The following is a 19,389-nucleotide window of genomic DNA, read 5'->3' on the forward strand; positions in this document are numbered from 1 at the left end:
CATAAATGGGGCCGCAAGCGTTTCTCATCCTTCGGCACGTGGCGATAAGCCCGCGCTCTGGCTAGAATGGGAGCCCATTTTCCAACCATAGATCCCGCATCATGACCCTATCCGGATTCAAAGGCCTGGTTTTCGACCTCGACGGCACCCTGGTGGACTCCATGCCACTGCACCTGGCCGCCTGGGAGCACACGGCACGGGAGTTTGGCTTCCGCTTCGATGGGGACTGGTTCTATGAGCTAGGGGGCATGCCGAGCCGCAAGATCGCCCTGCTGGTGGCCGAGGAGCAGCGGATTGCGCTGGATCCCCTGGTGGTGACCCGCTGCAAGACGGAGCACTACGTGGCCAACCTGCACAAGGCGACCCCCTTCCCGGCCATGCTGGAGCTGGTGGATCGCTACCACGGCATCATCCCCATGGGGATAGGGACGGGGTCACCCCGCGTCAATGCCGAGGCCGTGCTGCGCAACACCGGGCTGGATCGCTACTTCCCCGTGGTGGTCACCGCCGATGACGTCGAGCTGCACAAACCCCATCCGGACACCTTCCTGCTGGTGGCGCGTCGCCTCGGGGTCGAGCCGGGTCAGTGCCTGGTGTTCGAAGACACGGGGATAGGGGCCCAGGCCGGTCAGGCGGCGGGCATGCAGGTGTGCATGGTGCGTGAAGGAGAGCCGGTCGGATTGACCTATTGAGTCGGGAGGATTCGGGTCTCTAAACCCGGGGTAAAACGTCCACTCTCATACGGGACAGGCGATAAACATGAGAGTGGACAGTCACTCGCGCCAAGGATTGACGTGGCGAAGTGTGGGGGCAAGAAGAGGCGAGCCTTATTGCTCGCTGTTGCCGCCCTGATTGTCATCGTAGCGGCTCGGCGCACCATGGGGGCGCGGCGCCATGGAGACGCGAGGCTTGCGGGCGCGCTGGATGCTCACGGCCGGACGCCCGGAGTGCATGGCGATGGTGGAGATCTTGGCCTTGTAGACCAGCTGCTGGTTGCCATGGGCATCGGTCAACAGCACGCTGTACTGGTCGAAGCCACTGATGGTCCCCTCCAGCTTGATGCCGCTCACCAGGAAGATGGCGACCTGACTGCGATTCTTGCGCAACCAGTTGAGGGCGGAATCTTGCCCGTTCCCAAGAGAGAAGGCCTGCTCAATCGTGGAGTAGCTTGGGGATTCAGTTGTCATAAATTATTGTCCCGCGGAAAAAAGTGGCGTTTGATTGTGCTAAATGGTCACTGCCTTGTCAAAGCCATTCGCGTTTCCCGGATGGGGGCTGAATGACCCAAAGAACAGGGCTGGTGGTTCAGGGCAGTGGCTGCGATAATCGACAGCTCTGGCCATGACAGGCCTCTGCTGGAATCCTATCTTGCATCCGGTTTCAAATCCAATGACTTATACCCATGACGCGACGGCCTGTGAAGAGTGCGATCTGCTGGTGCCGGCAACGACCCTCGCGGTGGGGGAGACGAGCAGCTGTCCCCGTTGCGGTCATACCCTGAGCCGGCACCTGCCCCAGCAGGAGCGCAGGCCCATCGCCTATGGTTTCGCGGCCCTCATCATGTTCGCGCTCGCCAACACCTTCACCTTCATGTCCTTCTCCTCCCACGGGGTGGGGCAGGAGATGACCTTCCTGCAGTGCATCACCACCCTGGTTGAACAGGGCTATCTGTTCCTCGGCGCCGTGCTGAGCCTGACCCTGATAGGCCTGCCGCTGGTCTACGTGGGTTCCATCATGCTGGTGCTGTGGCGCCTCGACAAGGATATGCACAGCCGGGCGCTGCGCTCCCTCGGTCGCCTGCTGTGCCGGATCAAACCCTGGCTGATGGTGGATGTCTTCCTCATCGGGGTGCTCATCTCCCTGGTCAAGCTGATGGGCATGGCGGAGATCAAGATGGGGCTCTCGTTCTGGGCCTTCGTCGGTTACACCGTGCTGCTCATCAAGATGATCTCGTCACTGGATCGGATGTGGCTGTGGCAGCGGCTGTTTGGCCCGACCGAATCGCGGGAGCTGGATCCCGAGGCCGGCGCCATGGAGTCCGAGCTGGTGGGCTGCCATATCTGCGGCGCCCTGAGCGAGGCCGGCACCGACCGCTGCCCGCGCTGCGGCGATCACCTGCATTCGCGCAAGCCCGGGGGGTTGAACCGCACCTGGGCGCTGCTCATCACCTCGGTGATCCTCTACATCCCCGCCAACCTCTATCCCATCATGGATACGGTGTTTCTGGGGGATGACAGCCCCTCGACCATACTGGGCGGGGTGGTGCTGCTGTGGGCCCTGGGCTCCTATCCCATCGCCGCCGTCATCTTCTTCGCCAGCGTGGTGATCCCCCTGGCGAAGATCCTGGCGCTGCTGTGGCTCTGCTACGTGGTGCAGCGGGGCCAGGGAGCCTCGCCGCTGCGCAAGCTGAAACTCTATCGCATGACCGAATTTGTGGGGCGCTGGTCGATGATCGACGTCTTCGTGGTGGCCATATTGGCGGGTCTCATCCGACTCGATAATCTGATGACCATCTACCCTGGCCCCGCGGCCGTCGCCTTCGCGGGGGTCGTCCTGATCACCATGGTGGCCGCCATGAGTTTCGATTCCCGACTGATCTGGGATTTACAACAAGGAGAGCGCGAACGTGAGTGAGCGTAAGACAAGGTGGAAACCCGGCTCGGATTTTCTGAGCTCGGCCGCCGCTATCTGGATGGTGCCCATGCTGGCGCTGTTCATCGGAGCCTGGATGCTGTTCCAGCACTGGTATTCACAAGGCCCCAGCTTCACTCTGACCGTGGCCACCGCCGAGGGCATAGTGGCGGGCAAGACGGTGATCCGCTCCCGCGAGGTGGAAGTGGGCCGCATCGAGGCGGTGGAGCTCAGCGATGACTACAGCCATGCGGTGCTGAAGGCGCGCCTGACCAATGCCGCCGCCGGCATGCTCAAGAAGGACAGCCAGTTCTGGGTGGTCAAGCCCAGGATAGGCCGGGAAGGGGTCTCCGGCCTCGGCACCCTGCTCTCCGGCGCCTACATCGAGCTCTCCCCCGGCAAGAAGGGCAAGGCGCGCAACACCTACGCCATGCTGGACAGGCCGCCCCTGGCGTCGCTCGATGCCAAGGGGCTGCGGCTCTCCCTCACCAGCCGTGACGCCAATGCCCTGGGGGTGGGGTCACCCATCAACTATCAGGGCTTCACCATAGGTCAGGTCGAAGAGGCCAAGTTCCTGCCCGAGAAGAGCGAGATGCAGTACCAGCTCTTCATCAACGCTCCCTATGACATCCTGGTGAGCGGCAACTCCCGCTTCTGGCTGACCCCGGGCTTCGAGGTCTCCATGAGCAGCGAGGGGATGAAGGTCAAGATGGACTCCCTGGAGAGCCTGGTCAACGGCGGCATCACCATGGGACTGCCGCCCGGCTGGCTGCCGGGTGAGCCGGTCAAGCAGAACGACGAGTTCGTGCTGTTCAAGGATGAGGCGAGCGTGCTGGCCGGTAGCCTGGATCAGTTCATCGACTACGTCTTCCTGTTCGAGAACGACGTGGGCGGCCTTCACCCTGGCGCGGCGGTGCAATACCGCGGCATTCGGGTCGGCACCGTCATCTCGGCCCCCTACCTCATCGATGACAAGGGGGTTCAGCTGTTCAAGAGCCGCCAGATCCCGGTGCTGGCGCGCATCGAGGTGCAGCGCCTCTCCCACCGTTACGCCAATGCGGAGAAGGAGCAGTGGCGCGCCCTGTTCAACAAACAGTTCAAGGAGGGCCTGAGGGCTAGCCTGAAGACCGCCAGCCTGCTGACCGGCGGCAAGGTGGTGGATCTCAACTTCTACCCGGACGTGCCCGCCTACCAGCCGCTCAAGGTGGCCGGCTATCAGGTGTTCCCGACCGCCCAGGCTGGGCTGGATCAGATCGAGCGCAAGGTGAACCTCATCCTCGACAAGTTCGTCGACATGGACATGGCCACCACCTTGACCCAGGTCAACAGCACCCTGGCGACCCTGGACAAGACGCTCAAGCACGTCAGTGCCGTGAGCGCCAATCTGGAGCAGTTCACCGGCCAGCCATCGACCCAGCAGTTGCCAGCCTCGCTGAACGAGAGCCTCAAGCAGTTGCAGGAGACGCTGCAGACCTATGATGCCGGTTCCCAGACCAATCAGGAGCTGCGGCAGTCTGTGCAATCCCTCAATCAGCTGATGAGCGAGTTGCAGCCCCTGGTGCATTCGTTGAACGAGCAGCCGAGTTCGCTGATCTTCGACCGCTCCCGTCCCAAGGATCCCGAGCCCAAGCGAGGAAAATGATGAAAAAACGGATGATGACGCTGGCCTTGCTGGGCCTGCTGGCGGGTTGCAGTTCGGCTCCTGCCAGCCTGCACTACTACTCCCTCGATGCGGACAGCCAGCCGGCTCCCCTGATGGCGACCCAGCCCCAGCACCAGCTGGTGCTGAGACCCATTGCCCTGTCCGGGCAGCTGGACAGGGTCAGCCTGGTCTATCAGCTGGAGGGCAATGAGCTGCACTTCGCCGAGTACCATCGCTGGGCGGGCTCTCTGGATGCTCAGTTGAACCAGCTGACCCTGGATGGCCTCTCCAGCCGCCTGCCGGGCTGGGTGGTGCGTCAGGACGGGGCCCGCAAGGGGCCTGTGCTGAGCATCTCGGTGGAGCGCTTCCAGGGGCGCCACGATGGTCGCGCCCTGCTGAGCGGCCGCTGGCGCTTGCTGACCGAGGAGGGAGTCGTGCTGAGGGACGTGCCCTTCCAGCAGGTGCGGGTCTTGCCCGCCGATGGCTATGGCACCCTGGTGGACGAGCTGGGACAGGGCTGGCAGCAGCTGCTGGATCAGATAGCGGCAGAGGTGCGCAAGACAAGTTGAGACTGGCATGAAAAACGGGAGGCCTTGGCCTCCCGTTTTGTTTTGCAGGGTGGAGCAGACGAGGTTATTGCTGTACCTCGGAGACCCCTTGCACCTTGACCTCGACCCGGCGATCCGGGGCCAGGCAGACGATCAGCTCACGCTTGGACTTGCTGGTGCAGCTCTCGCCGGTGACCGGGTTGCTCTTGCCATGGCCTTCCACGTTCACCTTGCCGGCCGGCAGGCCCTTGCCAATCAGGTAGTTGGCCACGGTCTGCGCACGCTGCTCGGAGAGCTTCTGGTTATAGGCATCGGAGCCGATGCGGTCGGTGTACCCGATGACGGTGGCGGAGCCATCCTTGGGTCTGGCTTCCTCAATCTGGTTGTAGAGGGTATCCAGCGCCTGGCCGGCTTCCGGCTTGAGGGTGGCCTTGTTGAAGTCAAACAGCACGTCCGAGCTCAGGGTGAACTGCTTGTCCACCACCACGGGCTCGGGAGCCGGGGCCGGAGCGGCGACCGGCAGGGCCGGGGCGACCTGACCGAAGCGGTAGACGGCGGCGAGCGAGAGCAGGCCGTTGTCCATGCGCAGGCCGGTGTCATCTCGGCTGCCATAGGGGGTGCTGTACTGGTATTCGAGGCGGGCGGCCCAGTCCAGGTTGAGGGCATATTCGGCACCGAGGGCGCCGACGAAGACGCCGCGGCTGTCGTTGTCCAGCTCGTCGCTGCTGCTCCAGCCATAGCCACCACCGACGCGGCCGTAGAGATCCAGGCTCTCGGTGACCGGGAAGCCGAGCTTCAGGGTCAGCTGAGCCAGTTGCGCCTCGACGGAGTCATTGAAGGCCGCACCGTTGCGGGTGCCGCTGTACTTGTATTTGCCGAGATAGTCGTAACCCAGCTCGATCCCCAGGTTCTGGTTGATCTGATAACCCCCGAAGAGACCGGCACCGACTTCGTCATTGTCTTCGTCGGTTGCGGAGATGGTGTTGCTCTCGTCGACACCGTAGAAGTTGGACCAACCCAATTTGGCACCGCCATACCAGGTATTGTCTTGTCCGGCTGCCTGAGCGTTGGCCGCAAGCAAGCCTGAAACCAGCAAGGTAATCAGTGTTTTTTTCATGTGAAGCCTCTGCAATTTTGTTTGTCGGGAGATCGAATCAGTATCGCCTCGCCGTATGGGTTGGGCCAGTGGCCGGCCACAACATGTTTAAACGTAGCCCGTTTTTTTTGATCCACAAGCAACTGATATAAAACATATTGTGATAACTATGCCCATCATAGGGGAGTTATTCGGGCGAGAGGGCCAGTATGGCTCCGATTTGTGACGGGGGTCATATGAGTTGTTTGTTTACTGCTCAGTAGGGCAAAAACAAAAAAGGCCGACGAGATGTCGGCCTTTTGCATGCATGCACAGGTTATTGCGGGATGAACTCATACTGCTGTTCGATGAAGGCGCCGGCCCGCTCGCTCAGGGCGGCGTGCACGACGGTCGTGGGGTGCACCTGATCCCAGAACATCTTGCCCTCGCAGTTGAGCTCGCCCGCGCTGCGGCGGGCCATGGGGGAGGCGACGGCCTGGGCCAGCAAGGGGTTGCCGGCGATGGCGAGGCGCTCCGGCTCGCTGAAGGCAGCGAGCTGGCTGTCAGTGCCGGCGCTGCGGGAGGTGAAGGGCTTCCACACATAGCCGCCACCGTAACAGGCGTTCTCGGTGTCGCTCAGGCCGAAGTTTTGCGGCTCACGCAGCATCTCGGCGAACTGCTTGTCGATCTCGAACAGCTTCACCAGGCCGGTGGGGGCCAGCTGGCGAGCCAGGTTCAGCAGCAGCTCGTTGTGATAGGCCGAGACATGGCTGGCGGCTTCCACCACCTTCTGGCTACGCGCCGAGGGATTCTGACCGAGATCCGGCAGGTTGAACAGCAGTATCTGCTTGGCGCCGTTGAGCACCATGCGGTTCGCCGAGTCGCTGATCACATCCCGTACCCGCTTGGCATCCTGCTCCGTGTTCCAGCCATAGGCCAGGTAGTCGTTGGCGCCGACCCAGAGGATCACCAGGTCGTCCGGCTTGAAGCTGTCCTTCTCCAGGAACTGGGTGATCTCGTAGTCCAGGTTGTTGATGACCTGGTACTTAGGGTTCCAGGAGATCTTGTTGTAGGCCACAGCTGTGGCGCCCCCTTCGGCCTCATTGGCGATCTTCAGGCCCGGGAACTGCTGGGTCAGCTGCTCCAGCCAGACCGGGCCGTTGGAGAAACGGCCCTGATAATAGGGCGGGCTGGAGGGGAGGTAACCGCGCATCTTGCCGTACATCTTGCCGGTATCGGAGAGGCTGTCACCGAACATGACGATGCGGGAGAAGGCGGGACGCGGCTCGGCGGCCTGTGCCGTCAGTGCGCAGAGTCCCAATAAACACAGAAACCATTTTTTCATGTCGTCGTTCTCATAGAATTGAAAGCAGGCCTTGCCTGCGGGCTGTTCCTCGATGGTGAAATGAGCTGGGGACCCATTTGCCACACTGCAGGGTAGGGGGCCGAATTTAATTTCGCATCCACGGGGTATAATTAAATCGATTTCGGTCACACAGGGCTCCCCCAGATGGGTGAAGCTTCACGTTTGTTTCACGGTCGGGGGGGCAAGATAGCCTCATACCGCAACGACAGGAGCATGAGATGAACAAAGCAAGCGTAATCGGCCTGGTGGCCCTGATGTCCGTATCCTCTTTCGCCATGGCAGCCTACACAGGCCCGCAGGAGCAGAACGTCATCACGGTTTCCCAGTTGAAGGATCAGCGTGACGATAACTGGGTGACCCTGGAGGGCAAGCTGACCAAGCACCTGGGGGGCGAGAACTACCTGTTCCGTGACGCCAGTGGCGAGGTGGAAGTAGAAGTGGACGGGGATGTGTGGCGTGGCGTAGAAGTGGGCCCGAACGATCTGATCCGCATCCGCGGCGAGGTGGACCATAGCTGGAACAAGACCGAGGTCGAGGTGGATCGCCTGGAGAAGGTGGGTGCCGAGGCGCCGAGCAAGGGTGGCTTCATCACCAAGTAAGCGGCGAATGCCGGTCCAATGAGAAGGGCGCTCCATGAGCGCCCTTCTTGTTTTTGTGGCTGCCGTCAGCCGGCCCGGCTGGGCACGCTGCGCTTGAACCCCTTCTCGGCCTGATTGACCTTGTAGAGGTAGCGGCGCGCCTCCGCCTTGGGGTGCTGCTCGGTCAGCACCTGGTAGACGGCCTCGGGGGAGAGGCGGTTGATCATGCCGGGGGCCGCCTTGCGATCGCTGGAGAAGGTGTTGAGCACCCCGCCCGCCCCGCCGTTGTAGGCGGAGATCACCGCATAGCGCCTGGACTGGGGATCCTGAATGTCCGCCAGATAGACGGTCTGCAACAGGTGTAGGTAGGCGGTCCCGACGTCTATGTTGTAGGCGGGGTTGAACAGATCCTCCCGGGTCGGTTGGCCGTTCTTGCCCTTGACCCGTACATAGACGTCCCGCCCCGCGGTGGCCGGGATCACCTGCATCAGGCCATAGGCGTTGGCGTGGCTGACCGCATAGGGGTTGAAGCTGCTCTCCGTCTTGATCACCGCGTAGATCAGGCTCTCGGCGACCCCGTACTTGCGGGAGGCGTCGCGGATGATGCTGGCGTACTTGTAGCCGCGCTTGTCCTCGTGGTTCGCCACCATGGGGATGTCGATGAAGAAGATGTTGCGAATGCCGAGGGTGCGCTTCTTCATGGCGGTGTTGAGCAGGTAGTCCGCGTAGCGCTCGGCGCGCCAGCTGGAGCGGATCGGCTGCCCCTGGTTGTCCAGCACCTGGCCATAGAGGAAGGGCTCGCCGCCCGGCATGATCTCCCGGTCGGAGTAAAGATCCACTTCCGCCGGATCGTCAGGCGTCATCAGGGTTTCGATGATGGCGCGGCGCAGGTGGGAGCGGGGATCGATCCCCGACACGGTTTCCACCATGATGTGACCGCTGGAGAAGTCGATGTGGGCCCGGCTCTTGTACTGATCCGTGTATTTGACGTAGTCAAACTTGCCCGCAAATAGCGCCTCTCGCCCCCATATCTCGTTCACGTTGTGGGAGAGGGCACTGATCATGTGTTCGAAGCCGCGCACATCCTTGCCGTTGACCAGATCCTCATCTTCTTCGCGGGGGGCGGGGGAAGAGGAGCAGGCAGAGAGAAACAGCACGGCGCACAGCAGCCAAAAAAGTCGACCCATAAAATCCTCAAGCTGGGTGGCGGGGCCGCCCGTCATTCAAGAACCCTGAGCAAGGGGGGAGTTGGCCGTCGACGGCCTGATGCTGGAAGGCGACCCCTTGCTCAGGGCTAATTGTTACTGGCTGGGAGGGGTGTAGCCGTCGATGGCCACTTCACCCGCCTCGAACAGGTAGCTCACCATCTCCTTCTCCAGCAGCTGGCGATGCTCGAGGTTCATCATGTTCAGCTTCTTCTCATTGATCAGCATCACCTGCTTTTTCTGCCATTCGGTCCAGGCTTCCTTGCTGATGTTGTCGAAGATCCGCTTGCCGAGCTCGCCGGGGTAGAGTTGGAAATCGAGACCCGGCGCCTCTTTCTTCAGACGCTGGCAGAATACGGTACGGCTCATGTTGACCTCTGTGGTTGCAACTCAGGATTGTAAGTCCGGGTAGGCGAGCAGGCGGGCCGTGGCGGCCGCCAACCCCACCTCGGCAGGATGGCGTAAGTTATACCAGAGTCGGGAATCCGCTTCCATGAGCAGCGGGGGCGGCGGGGCAGTCAGTTCGATCAGCAGGGGCTGGATATCCAGGTGGAAGTGACTGAAGGTGTGACGAAAACCAGTCAGTTCCCGGTAGTCGGAGCCGTGCAGTCCCAGCGCCTGCAGACGGTCTTCTATCTCGGCGCGCGCCTCGACCTGAGGGAAGCAGTAGAGCCCGCCCCAGATCCCCTGAGGGGGGCGCTTCTCCAGCAGCAGCTGATCCCCGTGGCGGATGATCAGCATGATGCCGGTCCGGGCGGGGATGCTCTGCTTGGGCTTGCTGTTGGGGTAGGCGGTGGGGTTGCCTTGCGACAGCCCCTGGCAATCGCTCTGGACCGGGCAGCGGGCACAGGCGGGCTTGCTGCGGGTGCAGACGGTGGCTCCCATGTCCATCATGGCCTGGTTGTACTGGGCGACGCCGACTCTCGGGGTGAGGCGGGTGGCCAGCTCCCAGAGGCTGTTCTCCACCGGCTTCTGTCCGGGCCAGCCCGGCAGCGCCAGCCAGCGAGTGAGCACCCGCTTCACGTTGCCGTCCAGGATGGCGTGGGGCTGACCCAGGGAGAGGGAGAGCACGGCACCGGCGGTGGAGCGACCTATGCCGGGCAGGGCCATCACCTCTTCCAGCTGTTCCGGGAACAGGCCGTCGTGCAGATCGCGGATAGTCTGGGCCGCCTTGTGCAGGTTGCGGGCGCGGGCGTAGTAGCCGAGCCCGGTCCAGTGGTGCAACACCTCGTCGATGGGGGCGTCGGCCAGGGCCAGCACGTCGGGGAAGCGCGCCATGAACCGTTCGTAGTAGGGGATGACGGTGGCGACCTGGGTCTGCTGCAGCATGATCTCGGAGATCCAGACCCGGTAGGGGGTCTTGTCCTGCTGCCAGGGCAGGGTCTTGCGGCCATGGATCTGGTACCAATCCAGGATCCGGGTGGCGAATGAGGTGTTGTCTGGGTTGCTCACGATATGCTCATGTTATTGATCTAATAATGAAATCTGGATGTGCCTGCGTTGGATGCCTGAAGGTGTGCCCCTCGGGAGGCTGCTCACCTGTTTGACACCCATCCGGCTTGGCTCATCGATGAAAAAGGGGAGCTCTCGGGCTCCCTCTTGTTGTCTGACTACCCGCGAGTGTAACGGGATTAGCCGCGCCAGTCCTGCAGTGCCTTGAGGCTGGCATGCTGGCCGCCGACCTGCAGCACGATATCATCCTGGGCGATGGCGATCAGGGTCACCCCGGGGGCAATCTCGCTCCCCTCCCGCAGCTCCCGCCCGTTGAGTACCACGGCCCGCTTGGCCGGATCGGAGGAGTAGTTGTGGGCGCCGTAGGTGAGGGGCGGTACCTGCTGCTTGATGGCCGCGGGCAGGGCGCTGAGGGGGATGGCCCCGGCCGAGCGCTCAACCTGGGGCGCCGACTCTTCCACCAGCGGGGTGTTGTTGAGGGCCATCATGATGCGCTCCGCCAGGCTCTGGCCGTTGGCGGCGGCCGTTGCCGTCGTCCTCGGGGCCGGGGCCGCCTTGGGTTGCACCACGGGTTCCGGCAGGGGAGGCGGCAGGGGACGGGTGATCATCGGTTTGGGTTCGACCCGTACGAAGGGGGGCGTCACCACCTCTTTCACCTCGATCTGCTGCTCGATGGGCTTGAGGTGATAGAGGTGCCAGCCATAGTTGGCGCCCGCGCCCATGACGAGGGCGAGGGGGGCCAGCAGCCACCAGATCCAGCGGCGGCTCGGCTCCTCCTCCTGGCTCACGGGCAGCCCCATGAGCGGCATGTGCGGGGTGAACTGGGGTTGATCGGCCCGGCGCAGGGCCTTGAGCAGGGTAGACATCAGGAGTTCTCCTCCACCAATTCATCCAGGTTGACCGGTACGTCGGCGCGCAGGGCGCCATCTTCCAGCTTGGGCATGGGCTCACCGGCCTGTACGTTCAGGCGCAGCAGGGTATTACTGCCGGCGATCCCGTCCGGGGCCAGCCCCTGTTCACGCTGGAACTGTTGCAGCTTGCGTCTGAGTTCGGCATCGAAGCGGCTCACCTTGCGATCCGGCTGTTGCATGGCGCGGCTCAGGGCGTTGTCCAGCCACTGCACCTGGGCCGGACCGGCGTTGTTGCCGATCAGGGTGACGCCCCCCTTGGGCGTGCGCCACAGCAGGGTGTAGCTGCCTCCCCAGGCATCGGCGAGCCACTGACGGTCCACCTGCCAGCTCTGGTTGCCGATGAGCAGGGAGGCCTTGTCCGGCCCCAGGTTTACCAGGGTGGCGTAGTAGAGGCCGCCGGTCTCATCGGTCAGGCTGATGAGGGCCGGGTGCTGCAAGGCCTGCAGCTCGGCCAGGGTGGCCTCCCCCTCCTGGCAGCGCAGGCCGGCGCGGGGGGCGTTGTCACAGGTCGCCTCCTCCAGCTCGGCCTGGTAGCCCCATACCTTGTAGAGATTCTGCATGGCCACATCGGGCTCGAGCGCCTGGTTGATGGCACGGGTCAGCTGCTCCTGCTGTTCCGGGGTATCGTCCACCTTGACCGGCACCTCCACCTTGACCACGGGACGGGTGGGGAAGACGCCGACGAACTGCCAGCCCCACCAGCCGGTGGCTACCAGCAGGGCGCCGACCAGGGCCACGGTCAGACCGGACTGCCAGCTCCCCTCGTCGCGGATGCCGCTCACCTCGAAGGCCGCCTGGCTGATGTCGCCGTGCACTATCTTGTGGCTGCCACGGGCGAAGGCGGCGATCAGGGCGCGATCGCAGATTAGGTTGATGAGGCGCGGGATGCCGCCGGAGAGGCGATGCAGGGTCTGGATCGCCCTGGGGGTGAAGATGGGTTGCACGCAGCCGGCCACCTGCAGTCGGAAGCGCACATAGGCGTCCACGTCCTGGCGCGACAGCGGCAGCAGGTGATAGCGGGCGGTGATGCGCTGGGCCAGCTGGCGCAGCAGGGGTTGGCGCAGCATCTGCTGCAGCTCGGGCTGACCGATGAGCACCACCTGCAGCAGCTTCTTCTCGTCGGTCTCCAGGTTGGTGAGCAGGCGCAACTGCTCCAGCACCCCGGGCAGCAGGTGCTGCGCCTCATCCACCAGCACCACGCTGCGCTTGCCCGCCGCCAGGTTGGCCAGCAGGTGATCGCGAATGAGGTCGAACAGCGGCTTGATGCCGGCCTCCTGCTCGTAGGCAAGCTGGTATTCGTCGCAGATGGCCGCCAGCAGATCCCGCTCGGTCAGGGACGGATTGAGGATGTAGGCGATCTCGGTGTCGGCGGGCAGTTGTTGCAGCAGACAGCGGGAAACCGTGGTCTTGCCCGTCCCCACTTCTCCGGTGAGCAGCACGAAGCCTCCCCCATCCTGCAACCCGTAGTTGAGGTGGGCCAGGGCCTCCCCGTGGCGTTCGCTCATGTAGAGGTATTTGGGGTTGGGCGAGATGGAGAACGGGGGCTCCGACAGACCGAAGAACTGTGTGTACATAAGGATCCATTCCATTGTTATGGGCGGCAGGTTAAAGCCTCCCCAGAGGGATGTCAAAGACCCGGATACCATAAGAGGGTCATCCTGCATGGTGACTCAAACGGCTAGAGTGATCGGGGCCGAATGATTGCGCCGCTCGGCGCCGATGCCGAAGCAAGGAACATCGTCTCCTCGGCTCAAAAGCGGTATCATCGAGGCAGGTTTATCGAGGGAGAGTGCGCGTGCAGACTTATCTGGTTGGGGGAGCGGTGCGGGACCGCCTGTTGGGCTTGCCGCAGGGGGACAGGGATCACCTGGTGGTCGGTGCGACCGTGCAGCAGATGCTGGATCTTGGGTTTACCCAGGTCGGCCGCGACTTCCCCGTGTTCCTGCACCCCAAGACCCAGCAGGAGTATGCCCTGGCCCGTACCGAACGCAAACAGGGGCAGGGCTACACGGGCTTCGTCTGCCATGCCGACCCGAGCGTCACCCTGGAACAGGACCTGCTGCGCCGGGATCTCACCGTCAACGCCATCGCCGAGGATGAGCACGGCCAGTTGCACGATCCCTATGGCGGCCTGCAGGATCTGGAGGCGCGGCTGCTGCGCCACGTCTCCCCGGCCTTCGCCGAGGATCCCCTGCGCATCCTGCGGGTCGCCCGCTTCGCCGCCCGCTTCCACGGCCTGGGTTTCACGGTGGCCCCCGAAACCCTGGCCTTGATGCGGGAGATGGCGGAGGCTGGCGAGCTGGCCCACCTGACCCCTGAGCGGGTGTGGAAGGAATTGGAGAAGGTGCTGCTGGGGCCGACCCCCGCCGTCTTCTTCGAGGTGCTGCGGGAATGCGGCGCCCTCAAGGCCCTGTTCCCCGAGCTGGATGCCCTGTTCGGGGTGCCGGCCCCGGCCAAGTGGCACCCGGAGATCGACACCGGCATCCACACCATGATGGTGCTGGCGCAGGCCTGCCAGCGCTCCTCCGAACTGGCGGTGCGCTTCGCCGCCCTCTGCCACGACTTTGGCAAGGGAGTGACGCCCCCTGAGTTCTGGCCGAGCCACCACGGCCACGGCCAGAAGGGGTTGCCGCTTATTCGGGACTTCTGCGAGCGCTTTAGAGTACCGAACGATTGCCGGGATCTGGCGCTGCTGGTGAGCGATCTGCACACCCATATCCACATCGCGTTCGAGCTCAAGCCCGCGACCCTGCTCAAGCTGTTCGACAAGGCGGATGCCTGGCGCAGGCCAGAGCGTTTCGCTCAGCTGCTCGATACCTGCCGGGCCGACTTCCACGGCCGCACCGGTTTCGAGGAGCGGGTCTATGCCGAGCCGGACTATGTGGCCCAGGCGCTGGCGGCGGCCCAGGCCGTGCCGGTGAAGGAGATAGTGGCGGCGGGCTTCAAGGGGGAGGAGATCCGCGAGCAGCTCGGCAAGCGGCGGCTCGATGCCATCAGCCGGGTGCGGGATGAGTGGACCTTTATCGAGGAGTGATGAGATCCCTGCGGTGATGGCTCGACAGCGGTAGCCGGTACACGATGAAGGGACCTTTATCGCGGAGTAGGCTCGGGGAAGGCGTCGTCAGCCGTTCGAGGCAGCAGAGAGGACAAAAAGAAAAGCCCGGGTCAGTGACCCGAGCTTTTTGCTGGGAGGCGTCTTAGGAGAAGCAGGCCTGCAGCACGTAGAAGATGGCGATGGCCAGGATGGCGCCGGCGGGCAGGGTGATGACCCAGGAGACCACGATGTTGCGCAGCACGCCCAGGTTCAGGGCCGCGATGCCACGGGCAAGCCCCACCCCCATCACAGCACCCACCAGTGTCTGGGTGGTTGAGATGGGCAGACCGGTGCCGGAGGCGATCACCACGGTGGCGGCGGTGGCCAGCTGGGCGGCGAAGCCGCGGCTCGGAGTCAGGTGGGTGATGCCGGTGCCGACGGTGGCCATCACCTTCTCGCCCATGGTGGCGAGGCCGATGACGATACCGATGCCGCCGAGCGGCAGGATCCACCAGGCGATGTGGGAGCTGCCGCCGATCTCGCCGCCCGCCGCGACGATGGAGGCCACCGCGGAGAGCGGGCCGATGGCGTTGGCCACGTCGTTGGAGCCGTGGGCGAAGGCCATGGCACAGGCGGTGATGATCATCAGGATGCCGAATACTTTCTCCACGTTGGCGAAGTGCATCTTGCTGTCATCCTGCGGGTTGTACTGCTGGCCGCGGATGTAGAGCCAGCCGGCAAACGCCACCGCGATGGAGATGGCGACTGAGAGCATGATCCCCTCGCCGTTGCTCAGGTGCAGGCCGACGTGGGTCAGTCCCTTCTTGATGGTGACCAGGCAGATGACCAGGGCCGTCAGGAACATGTAGAAGGGGACGTAGCGCTTGGCGTTGTTCAGGGGATCATCGGTGTTGAAGATGAGCTTCTGCACGCTGATGAACATGAAGTAGGCGATCACCCCGGAGATGGCCGGCGTGACGACCCAGGAGCCGACGATGCCGCCGAACTTGTTCCACTGTACCGCCTCCGGGCCAATGCTCACCACGGCGAAGCCGACGATGGCGCCGATGATGGAGTGGGTGGTGGAGACGGGCCAGCCGAAGTAGGAGGCCAGGATCAGCCACAGACCCGCCGCCAGCAGGGAGGCTATCATGCCGAGCACCAGCAGATCCGGGGTGTCGGCGAAGGCGTTGCTGTCGATGATGCCGTTGCGGATGGTAGCGGTCACCTCGCCACCGGCCAGATAGGCACCGGCGAACTCGAAGATCATGGCGATGATGATCGCCTGACGAATGGTCAGGGATTTGGTACCGACCGATGTCCCCATGGCATTGGCGACGTCATTCGCGCCTATGCCCCAGGCCATCAAAAAGCCGAACAAGGCCGCCACGAGCACCAGGGTGGTGCCGTAATTTGCGATAATGTCCATTAGTAGTGTTTACCCAGTCAGTCGATTACGAACGAGCCAGCATCAGTTCCAGACGGGCGCCAACGCGCTCGGCCTGATCAGCCAGGTCACCTACCCATTCGAGGATCTTGTAGAGGAACATAACGTCGATCGGATTGTATTTGTGCTCAACGGCTTGCAACTGTTGGCGCAGCCCGATCTGCATGGTGTCAGTATCGTCCTCGATGAGATCCAGCTGATGGATCATCTCGGCAACCATTTCAACTTCACGTCCTTTAAAGCCGGTTTCGAGCAGCTCATCGAGTTCTCCGATGGCTTTTTCGGCTTGGGCGGTCGCATCGATACAACGTTTGAGATAGGCCATGAAGTCGGCACGCATCTCGGAGGGGAATTCCATTTTACGACCAAGCATGCGGCCGGAAATATCCTTGGCACGGTTGGCAATCTTGTCCTGCTGGGTCAGCATCTCGAGCAGATCGGTACGGGCGACCGGCAGAAACAGGCCGCGGGGCAGCTTGAGACGAATTTCGCGTTTGAGGATGTCCGCTTCTTTTTCCAGCTGGGCGATCTGCTGCCGGATCTTCTCGGCATCTTCCCAACGGTCTTCGGCAACGGCATCAAAGAACGGAATGAGCTGCTCGCAGCACACGTGAACCTTGACGATATGCTTCTGCAGCGGCTTGATGGGGGACTTGGCGAAAAGTCCCAGGATAGTATTTACTGGCATGGCCAAACCTGTGTCGGTGAAAAAACACTCGATACTATTTCATGAGGGGCGCATGGTAACCGAACTATGCCCTCAATAAAACCGTGAATTAATCCTGATGTTTCGCTGGCATTATATCCCCGTGGCGGGGATCATGCCCCCCAAAGTTGCCAGCCAGCCCGGAATGACTATGCAAACTGAGATCGAGATTAAATTTTTCGTCGCCACAGACATCCAGGAGCAACTCTCCAACCTTCTGAATAAACTCGATATTATCTCCTCGAGCAACACGGGTCTTGGCAACGTTTATTTCGATACCCCGGATCTCGCACTGCGCCGGCTCGACATGGGGCTGCGCATCCGCCGCAGCGATGAATTTTCCGAGCAGACCATCAAGTGCCGGGGCCAGGTGGTCGGTGGGCTGCACGCCCGTCCCGAGTACAACGCCCCCATCGACGGGGATCTGCCCACCCTAGGGAGCTTCCCCGACGCTATCTGGCCAAGCCTGGCCGCACGTGATGAAATCCAGACCCAGCTGGTGGCCCAGTTCAGCACCGATTTTGTGCGCAGCCACTGGCTGATCGCCTTTGACGGTGCCGAGATAGAGCTGGCCTGGGACAGGGGGGAGATAGTCGGGAGCCTGGGGCGCAGCGATATCGACGAGCTGGAGCTTGAGCTGAAAACTGGCGAGGCGAGCGCCCTCTTCGCCCTGGCGGCCGAGCTGGCCGAGCTGGGTGGCGTTCGGTTGGGGGCCCAGTCCAAGGCGCAGCGCGGCTACCGGCTGGCGGGGCTCGGCAAGGCGCTGGCGCCGCAACCCATGCCGGATCCGAACGGGCGGGATGCCAAGGCGCGCATCACCCTCGGGCTGCAACATTGGCAGCATCACGAGCAGCTCTGGTTGGAGTCTGACCAGGCTGCCAGGGCACAGGCCCTGTCTGCTCTCCTGCAAGGGGTGACGCTGCTGAGGGAGGCGGCGACTACCCTGGTGCCGTCCCCCGTCTGGCTACCGGCCCTGCTGGCCCAAGCTGCCCGGCTGGTAGAGGTTGCGAACGAGGAGGACGGTGTCTTTACCCTGGTCCACAGTGCCGAGTACGTGCGGCTGCAACTGGCCATCGCGGCCTGGCTGCATCTGGAGGCTTGAGAGGCCGTTCGCGCCTTCGCGGCAGTTCTGTGAGACCTAACAAAAAGGTGAGCCTGGGCTCACCTTTTTGTTTCTGCAGGGATTGGGGTTATCCCCCGGAGTGATCAGTTCACCACGGCCACGTTGATGCTGCCGTTGCCCTGAGTCATACGCACGCGAGCCCCCGGCACGAAGGTGGGGCTGGCCTTTTGCACCACCACGATGGATTCCCCGTTCTCCTTCTTGATCTCGAGCTCCACGCCGTCGACCTGGTTGAACTTGTCACCGGCCGCCTTGCCTGCCGCGGCGCCCGCGATGGCGCCCCCGGCGGCGGCGATGTCGCTGCCCCGGCCGCCACCTATGGTGCTGCCGAGCAGGCCCCCGACCACGGCGCCGCCTATGGTGCCGAGTACCGAGTTCTCATCGGCCTGGATCTTGACCGGGCGAGTGGACTGTATGGTGCCATAGCTGACGGTCTGGACCTGCTTGGCACGATCCTTGGTGTAGACGTCTCCTGAGTAGACGTCGCTGTTGGCACAGCCGGTGAGGGCTGTGGTCGCGGCCAGCAGGGTGACGATGGCGATACGTTTGAACATGATGAGCCTCCTGGGCGAGCATCGGGTTAATCTTTGTGTCGTGGTTAACTTTACGCCAACCGGATCGCGCATGAAACCCGCAAAATGTAACCATTTATGTGCCGGGGGCCCGTGGCCGCGCTATCTCCTCAGGGTAGAGGCTTCTCCAGCAGCAGGCGATCCTCCCCCGGGCCGAAGTAGCCCGGTTCCTCGGCCAGCAACTGGTAGCCGAGGCGATAGTAGAGGCGCTGGGCCGGGTTGGCCGGATCCACGGTGAGCCTGACTCGCGCCGTCTGCAGCGCCGCCAGCCCCTGCTCAACCCGCAGCATCATCCGCTCGGCGAGGCCGAAGCCACGGGCCTCCGGCAGCACGGCCAGGGAGAGCAGCCAGCCCTGCGACCGATCCTGTCCCAGTCCGCCCAGGGCATAGCCCAGCAGCCTGCCGTCCAGCTCGGCCACGATCAGCAGATCCGGCCAGAGATCCATGGCCTGGCGGAAGAAGAAGGGAGGGTAGACGTCCTCACCGAAGATCTCGGCGTCGAGTCGCCCGATGGCGTGCATGTCGGTGTGGCGGGCCACTCTCAAAAGGGGGGGCTGGTGCATCCTGGCTCCTGTCAGGGGCTTGCTGCCGGGGGGCAGTCAAAAAAGAGCCACAGGGTAGTGAGCCAGTCGGCACTATGCAAGGGGTCGGCCCGACACGGGAGTGTCGCGTCTGTTCAAACCTGAGGTGAACTAAGGCGGGAGTGGCCTGCCATGGGGGCGTCTGGGGGCTTTGCGGCGGCTGTCCAGCAGGTGACGCAGGGCGAGCCAGGGGTGGTGCCACAGCATGCGGGGGCCGCTCCACTTCATGATCTGCTGGATCTGTTTGCGCATGGCGGGGGCATAACAGTGGATGTCGCACTTGGCGCAGGTGGGCTTGTGACCCAGGCCATAGCGGCAGCGGCGCAGCCGTTGGTGGGCGAAATCCCGCAACTGTCGGCAATGCCGGCAGTCGGGATCCTGATGATGGTGGTCGCAGTAGAGACGGATCATGGCGCTGACCGTCAGCTGCTCCCGTCTGAGCCTGGGGTGCTCGGGTGCCTGACTGGCACGGGCACTGCGACGAGTGCCTGGCTGTTCGGAGTTCATGGCGCCATTGT

Annotated in this window: 20 protein-coding genes; 7 read left to right on the forward strand and 13 right to left on the reverse strand. The window is 63.1% G+C overall.

From position 1 onward, the window contains the following. The first annotated feature begins 101 nt into the window (after positions 1–101). Positions 102–692, forward strand: a complete 591-nt coding sequence (locus tag ACT5M9_RS14770; RefSeq protein WP_457982217.1) for an HAD family hydrolase — start codon at positions 102–104, stop codon at positions 690–692. A 135-nt stretch (positions 693–827) separates the two neighbouring features. Here the strand turns inward: ACT5M9_RS14770 and hfq are convergent, their stop codons facing one another. After that, complete coding sequence (gene hfq, locus ACT5M9_RS14775; RefSeq protein WP_434665469.1) at positions 828–1,187, reverse strand: RNA chaperone Hfq; 360 nt, start codon at positions 1,185–1,187, stop codon at positions 828–830. A 202-nt stretch (positions 1,188–1,389) separates the two neighbouring features. On the opposite strand from hfq, the gene ACT5M9_RS14780 reads away from it, so the two are divergent. The 3 genes from ACT5M9_RS14780 to ACT5M9_RS14790 are packed head-to-tail and all read left to right on the forward strand — an operon-like array spanning position 1,390 to position 4,842. Beyond that, positions 1,390–2,634, forward strand: coding sequence for a PqiA/YebS family transporter subunit (locus ACT5M9_RS14780; RefSeq protein ID WP_457982218.1), 1,245 nt, complete (start codon positions 1,390–1,392; stop codon positions 2,632–2,634). After that, positions 2,627–4,273 carry an intermembrane transport protein PqiB gene (pqiB, locus tag ACT5M9_RS14785; protein WP_457982220.1) on the forward strand — a complete coding sequence of 549 codons (1,647 nt, stop codon included), beginning with the start codon at positions 2,627–2,629 and terminating at the stop codon, positions 4,271–4,273. The genes ACT5M9_RS14780 and pqiB overlap by 8 nt, the downstream gene beginning before the upstream one ends. Beyond that, positions 4,273–4,842, forward strand: coding sequence for a PqiC family protein (locus ACT5M9_RS14790; protein ID WP_457982221.1), 570 nt, complete (start codon positions 4,273–4,275; stop codon positions 4,840–4,842). Before pqiB ends, ACT5M9_RS14790 begins: the two co-directional genes overlap by 1 nt. A 64-nt stretch (positions 4,843–4,906) precedes the next feature. Here the strand turns inward: ACT5M9_RS14790 and ompA are convergent, their stop codons facing one another. Continuing rightward, positions 4,907–5,938, reverse strand: coding sequence for a porin OmpA (ompA, locus tag ACT5M9_RS14795; protein ID WP_457982223.1), 1,032 nt, complete (start codon positions 5,936–5,938; stop codon positions 4,907–4,909). 295 nt (positions 5,939–6,233) lie between these two features. Continuing rightward, on the reverse strand, positions 6,234–7,241 hold the full coding sequence (locus ACT5M9_RS14800; protein WP_457982225.1) for an SGNH/GDSL hydrolase family protein: 1,008 nt from the start codon (positions 7,239–7,241) through the stop codon (positions 6,234–6,236). A gap of 239 nt (positions 7,242–7,480) precedes the next feature. Here ACT5M9_RS14800 and ACT5M9_RS14805 point away from each other — a divergent pair, with 239 nt between their 5' ends. After that, complete coding sequence (locus tag ACT5M9_RS14805; RefSeq protein ID WP_457982227.1) at positions 7,481–7,861, forward strand: YgiW/YdeI family stress tolerance OB fold protein; 381 nt, start codon at positions 7,481–7,483, stop codon at positions 7,859–7,861. A 65-nt stretch (positions 7,862–7,926) separates the two neighbouring features. On the opposite strand, the gene mltC is transcribed toward ACT5M9_RS14805, so the two are convergent. The 5 genes from mltC to ACT5M9_RS14830 form a co-directional block, all read right to left on the reverse strand. Next, positions 7,927–9,027, reverse strand: coding sequence for a membrane-bound lytic murein transglycosylase MltC (gene mltC / locus ACT5M9_RS14810; RefSeq protein WP_438549310.1), 1,101 nt, complete (start codon positions 9,025–9,027; stop codon positions 7,927–7,929). A 114-nt stretch (positions 9,028–9,141) separates the two neighbouring features. Continuing rightward, positions 9,142–9,414, reverse strand: a complete 273-nt coding sequence (locus tag ACT5M9_RS14815) for an oxidative damage protection protein (RefSeq protein WP_139433930.1) — start codon at positions 9,412–9,414, stop codon at positions 9,142–9,144. 21 nt (positions 9,415–9,435) lie between these two features. After that, on the reverse strand, positions 9,436–10,497 hold the full coding sequence (gene mutY, locus ACT5M9_RS14820) for an A/G-specific adenine glycosylase (protein WP_457982228.1): 1,062 nt from the start codon (positions 10,495–10,497) through the stop codon (positions 9,436–9,438). A gap of 179 nt (positions 10,498–10,676) precedes the next feature. Next, entirely contained in the window at positions 10,677–11,363 is a 687-nt protein-coding gene (gene exeB / locus ACT5M9_RS14825; RefSeq protein WP_457982230.1) for a GspB family T2SS assembly factor variant ExeB, read from the reverse strand. Then, positions 11,363–12,982, reverse strand: a complete 1,620-nt coding sequence (locus tag ACT5M9_RS14830; RefSeq protein ID WP_457982231.1) for an ExeA family protein — start codon at positions 12,980–12,982, stop codon at positions 11,363–11,365. Before ACT5M9_RS14830 ends, exeB begins: the two co-directional genes overlap by 1 nt. Before the next feature lie 221 nt (positions 12,983–13,203). Here ACT5M9_RS14830 and ACT5M9_RS14835 point away from each other — a divergent pair, with 221 nt between their 5' ends. Beyond that, on the forward strand, positions 13,204–14,442 hold the full coding sequence (locus ACT5M9_RS14835; RefSeq protein WP_457982232.1) for a multifunctional CCA addition/repair protein: 1,239 nt from the start codon (positions 13,204–13,206) through the stop codon (positions 14,440–14,442). Between the two features lie 163 nt (positions 14,443–14,605). Here ACT5M9_RS14835 and ACT5M9_RS14840 read toward each other — a convergent pair whose 3' ends face one another. Beyond that, positions 14,606–15,871, reverse strand: coding sequence for an inorganic phosphate transporter (locus ACT5M9_RS14840; protein ID WP_457982234.1), 1,266 nt, complete (start codon positions 15,869–15,871; stop codon positions 14,606–14,608). Between the two features lie 25 nt (positions 15,872–15,896). Next, positions 15,897–16,577, reverse strand: coding sequence for a TIGR00153 family protein (locus ACT5M9_RS14845; protein WP_349920907.1), 681 nt, complete (start codon positions 16,575–16,577; stop codon positions 15,897–15,899). A 169-nt stretch (positions 16,578–16,746) separates the two neighbouring features. Between ACT5M9_RS14845 and ACT5M9_RS14850 the strand changes: the two genes are divergently transcribed. Next, positions 16,747–17,697: a CYTH domain-containing protein gene (locus ACT5M9_RS14850; RefSeq protein ID WP_457982236.1), complete on the forward strand. Its 951-nt coding sequence runs from the start codon at positions 16,747–16,749 to the stop codon at positions 17,695–17,697. Positions 17,698–17,801: 104 nt separating this feature from the next. On the opposite strand, the gene ACT5M9_RS14855 is transcribed toward ACT5M9_RS14850, so the two are convergent. The 3 genes from ACT5M9_RS14855 to ACT5M9_RS14865 all read right to left on the reverse strand — a co-directional run bounded on the left by ACT5M9_RS14855 (position 17,802) and on the right by ACT5M9_RS14865 (position 19,378). Next, positions 17,802–18,272, reverse strand: coding sequence for an outer membrane lipoprotein (locus ACT5M9_RS14855; protein ID WP_438549303.1), 471 nt, complete (start codon positions 18,270–18,272; stop codon positions 17,802–17,804). A 128-nt stretch (positions 18,273–18,400) separates the two neighbouring features. Continuing rightward, positions 18,401–18,853, reverse strand: a complete 453-nt coding sequence (locus tag ACT5M9_RS14860) for a GNAT family N-acetyltransferase (RefSeq protein WP_457982237.1) — start codon at positions 18,851–18,853, stop codon at positions 18,401–18,403. A 129-nt stretch (positions 18,854–18,982) separates the two neighbouring features. Then, complete coding sequence (locus ACT5M9_RS14865; protein ID WP_438549301.1) at positions 18,983–19,378, reverse strand: nitrous oxide-stimulated promoter family protein; 396 nt, start codon at positions 19,376–19,378, stop codon at positions 18,983–18,985. Positions 19,379–19,389 lie beyond the last annotated feature (11 nt).

The organism is Aeromonas sp. AE23HZ002T15 (genome assembly GCF_054165525.2).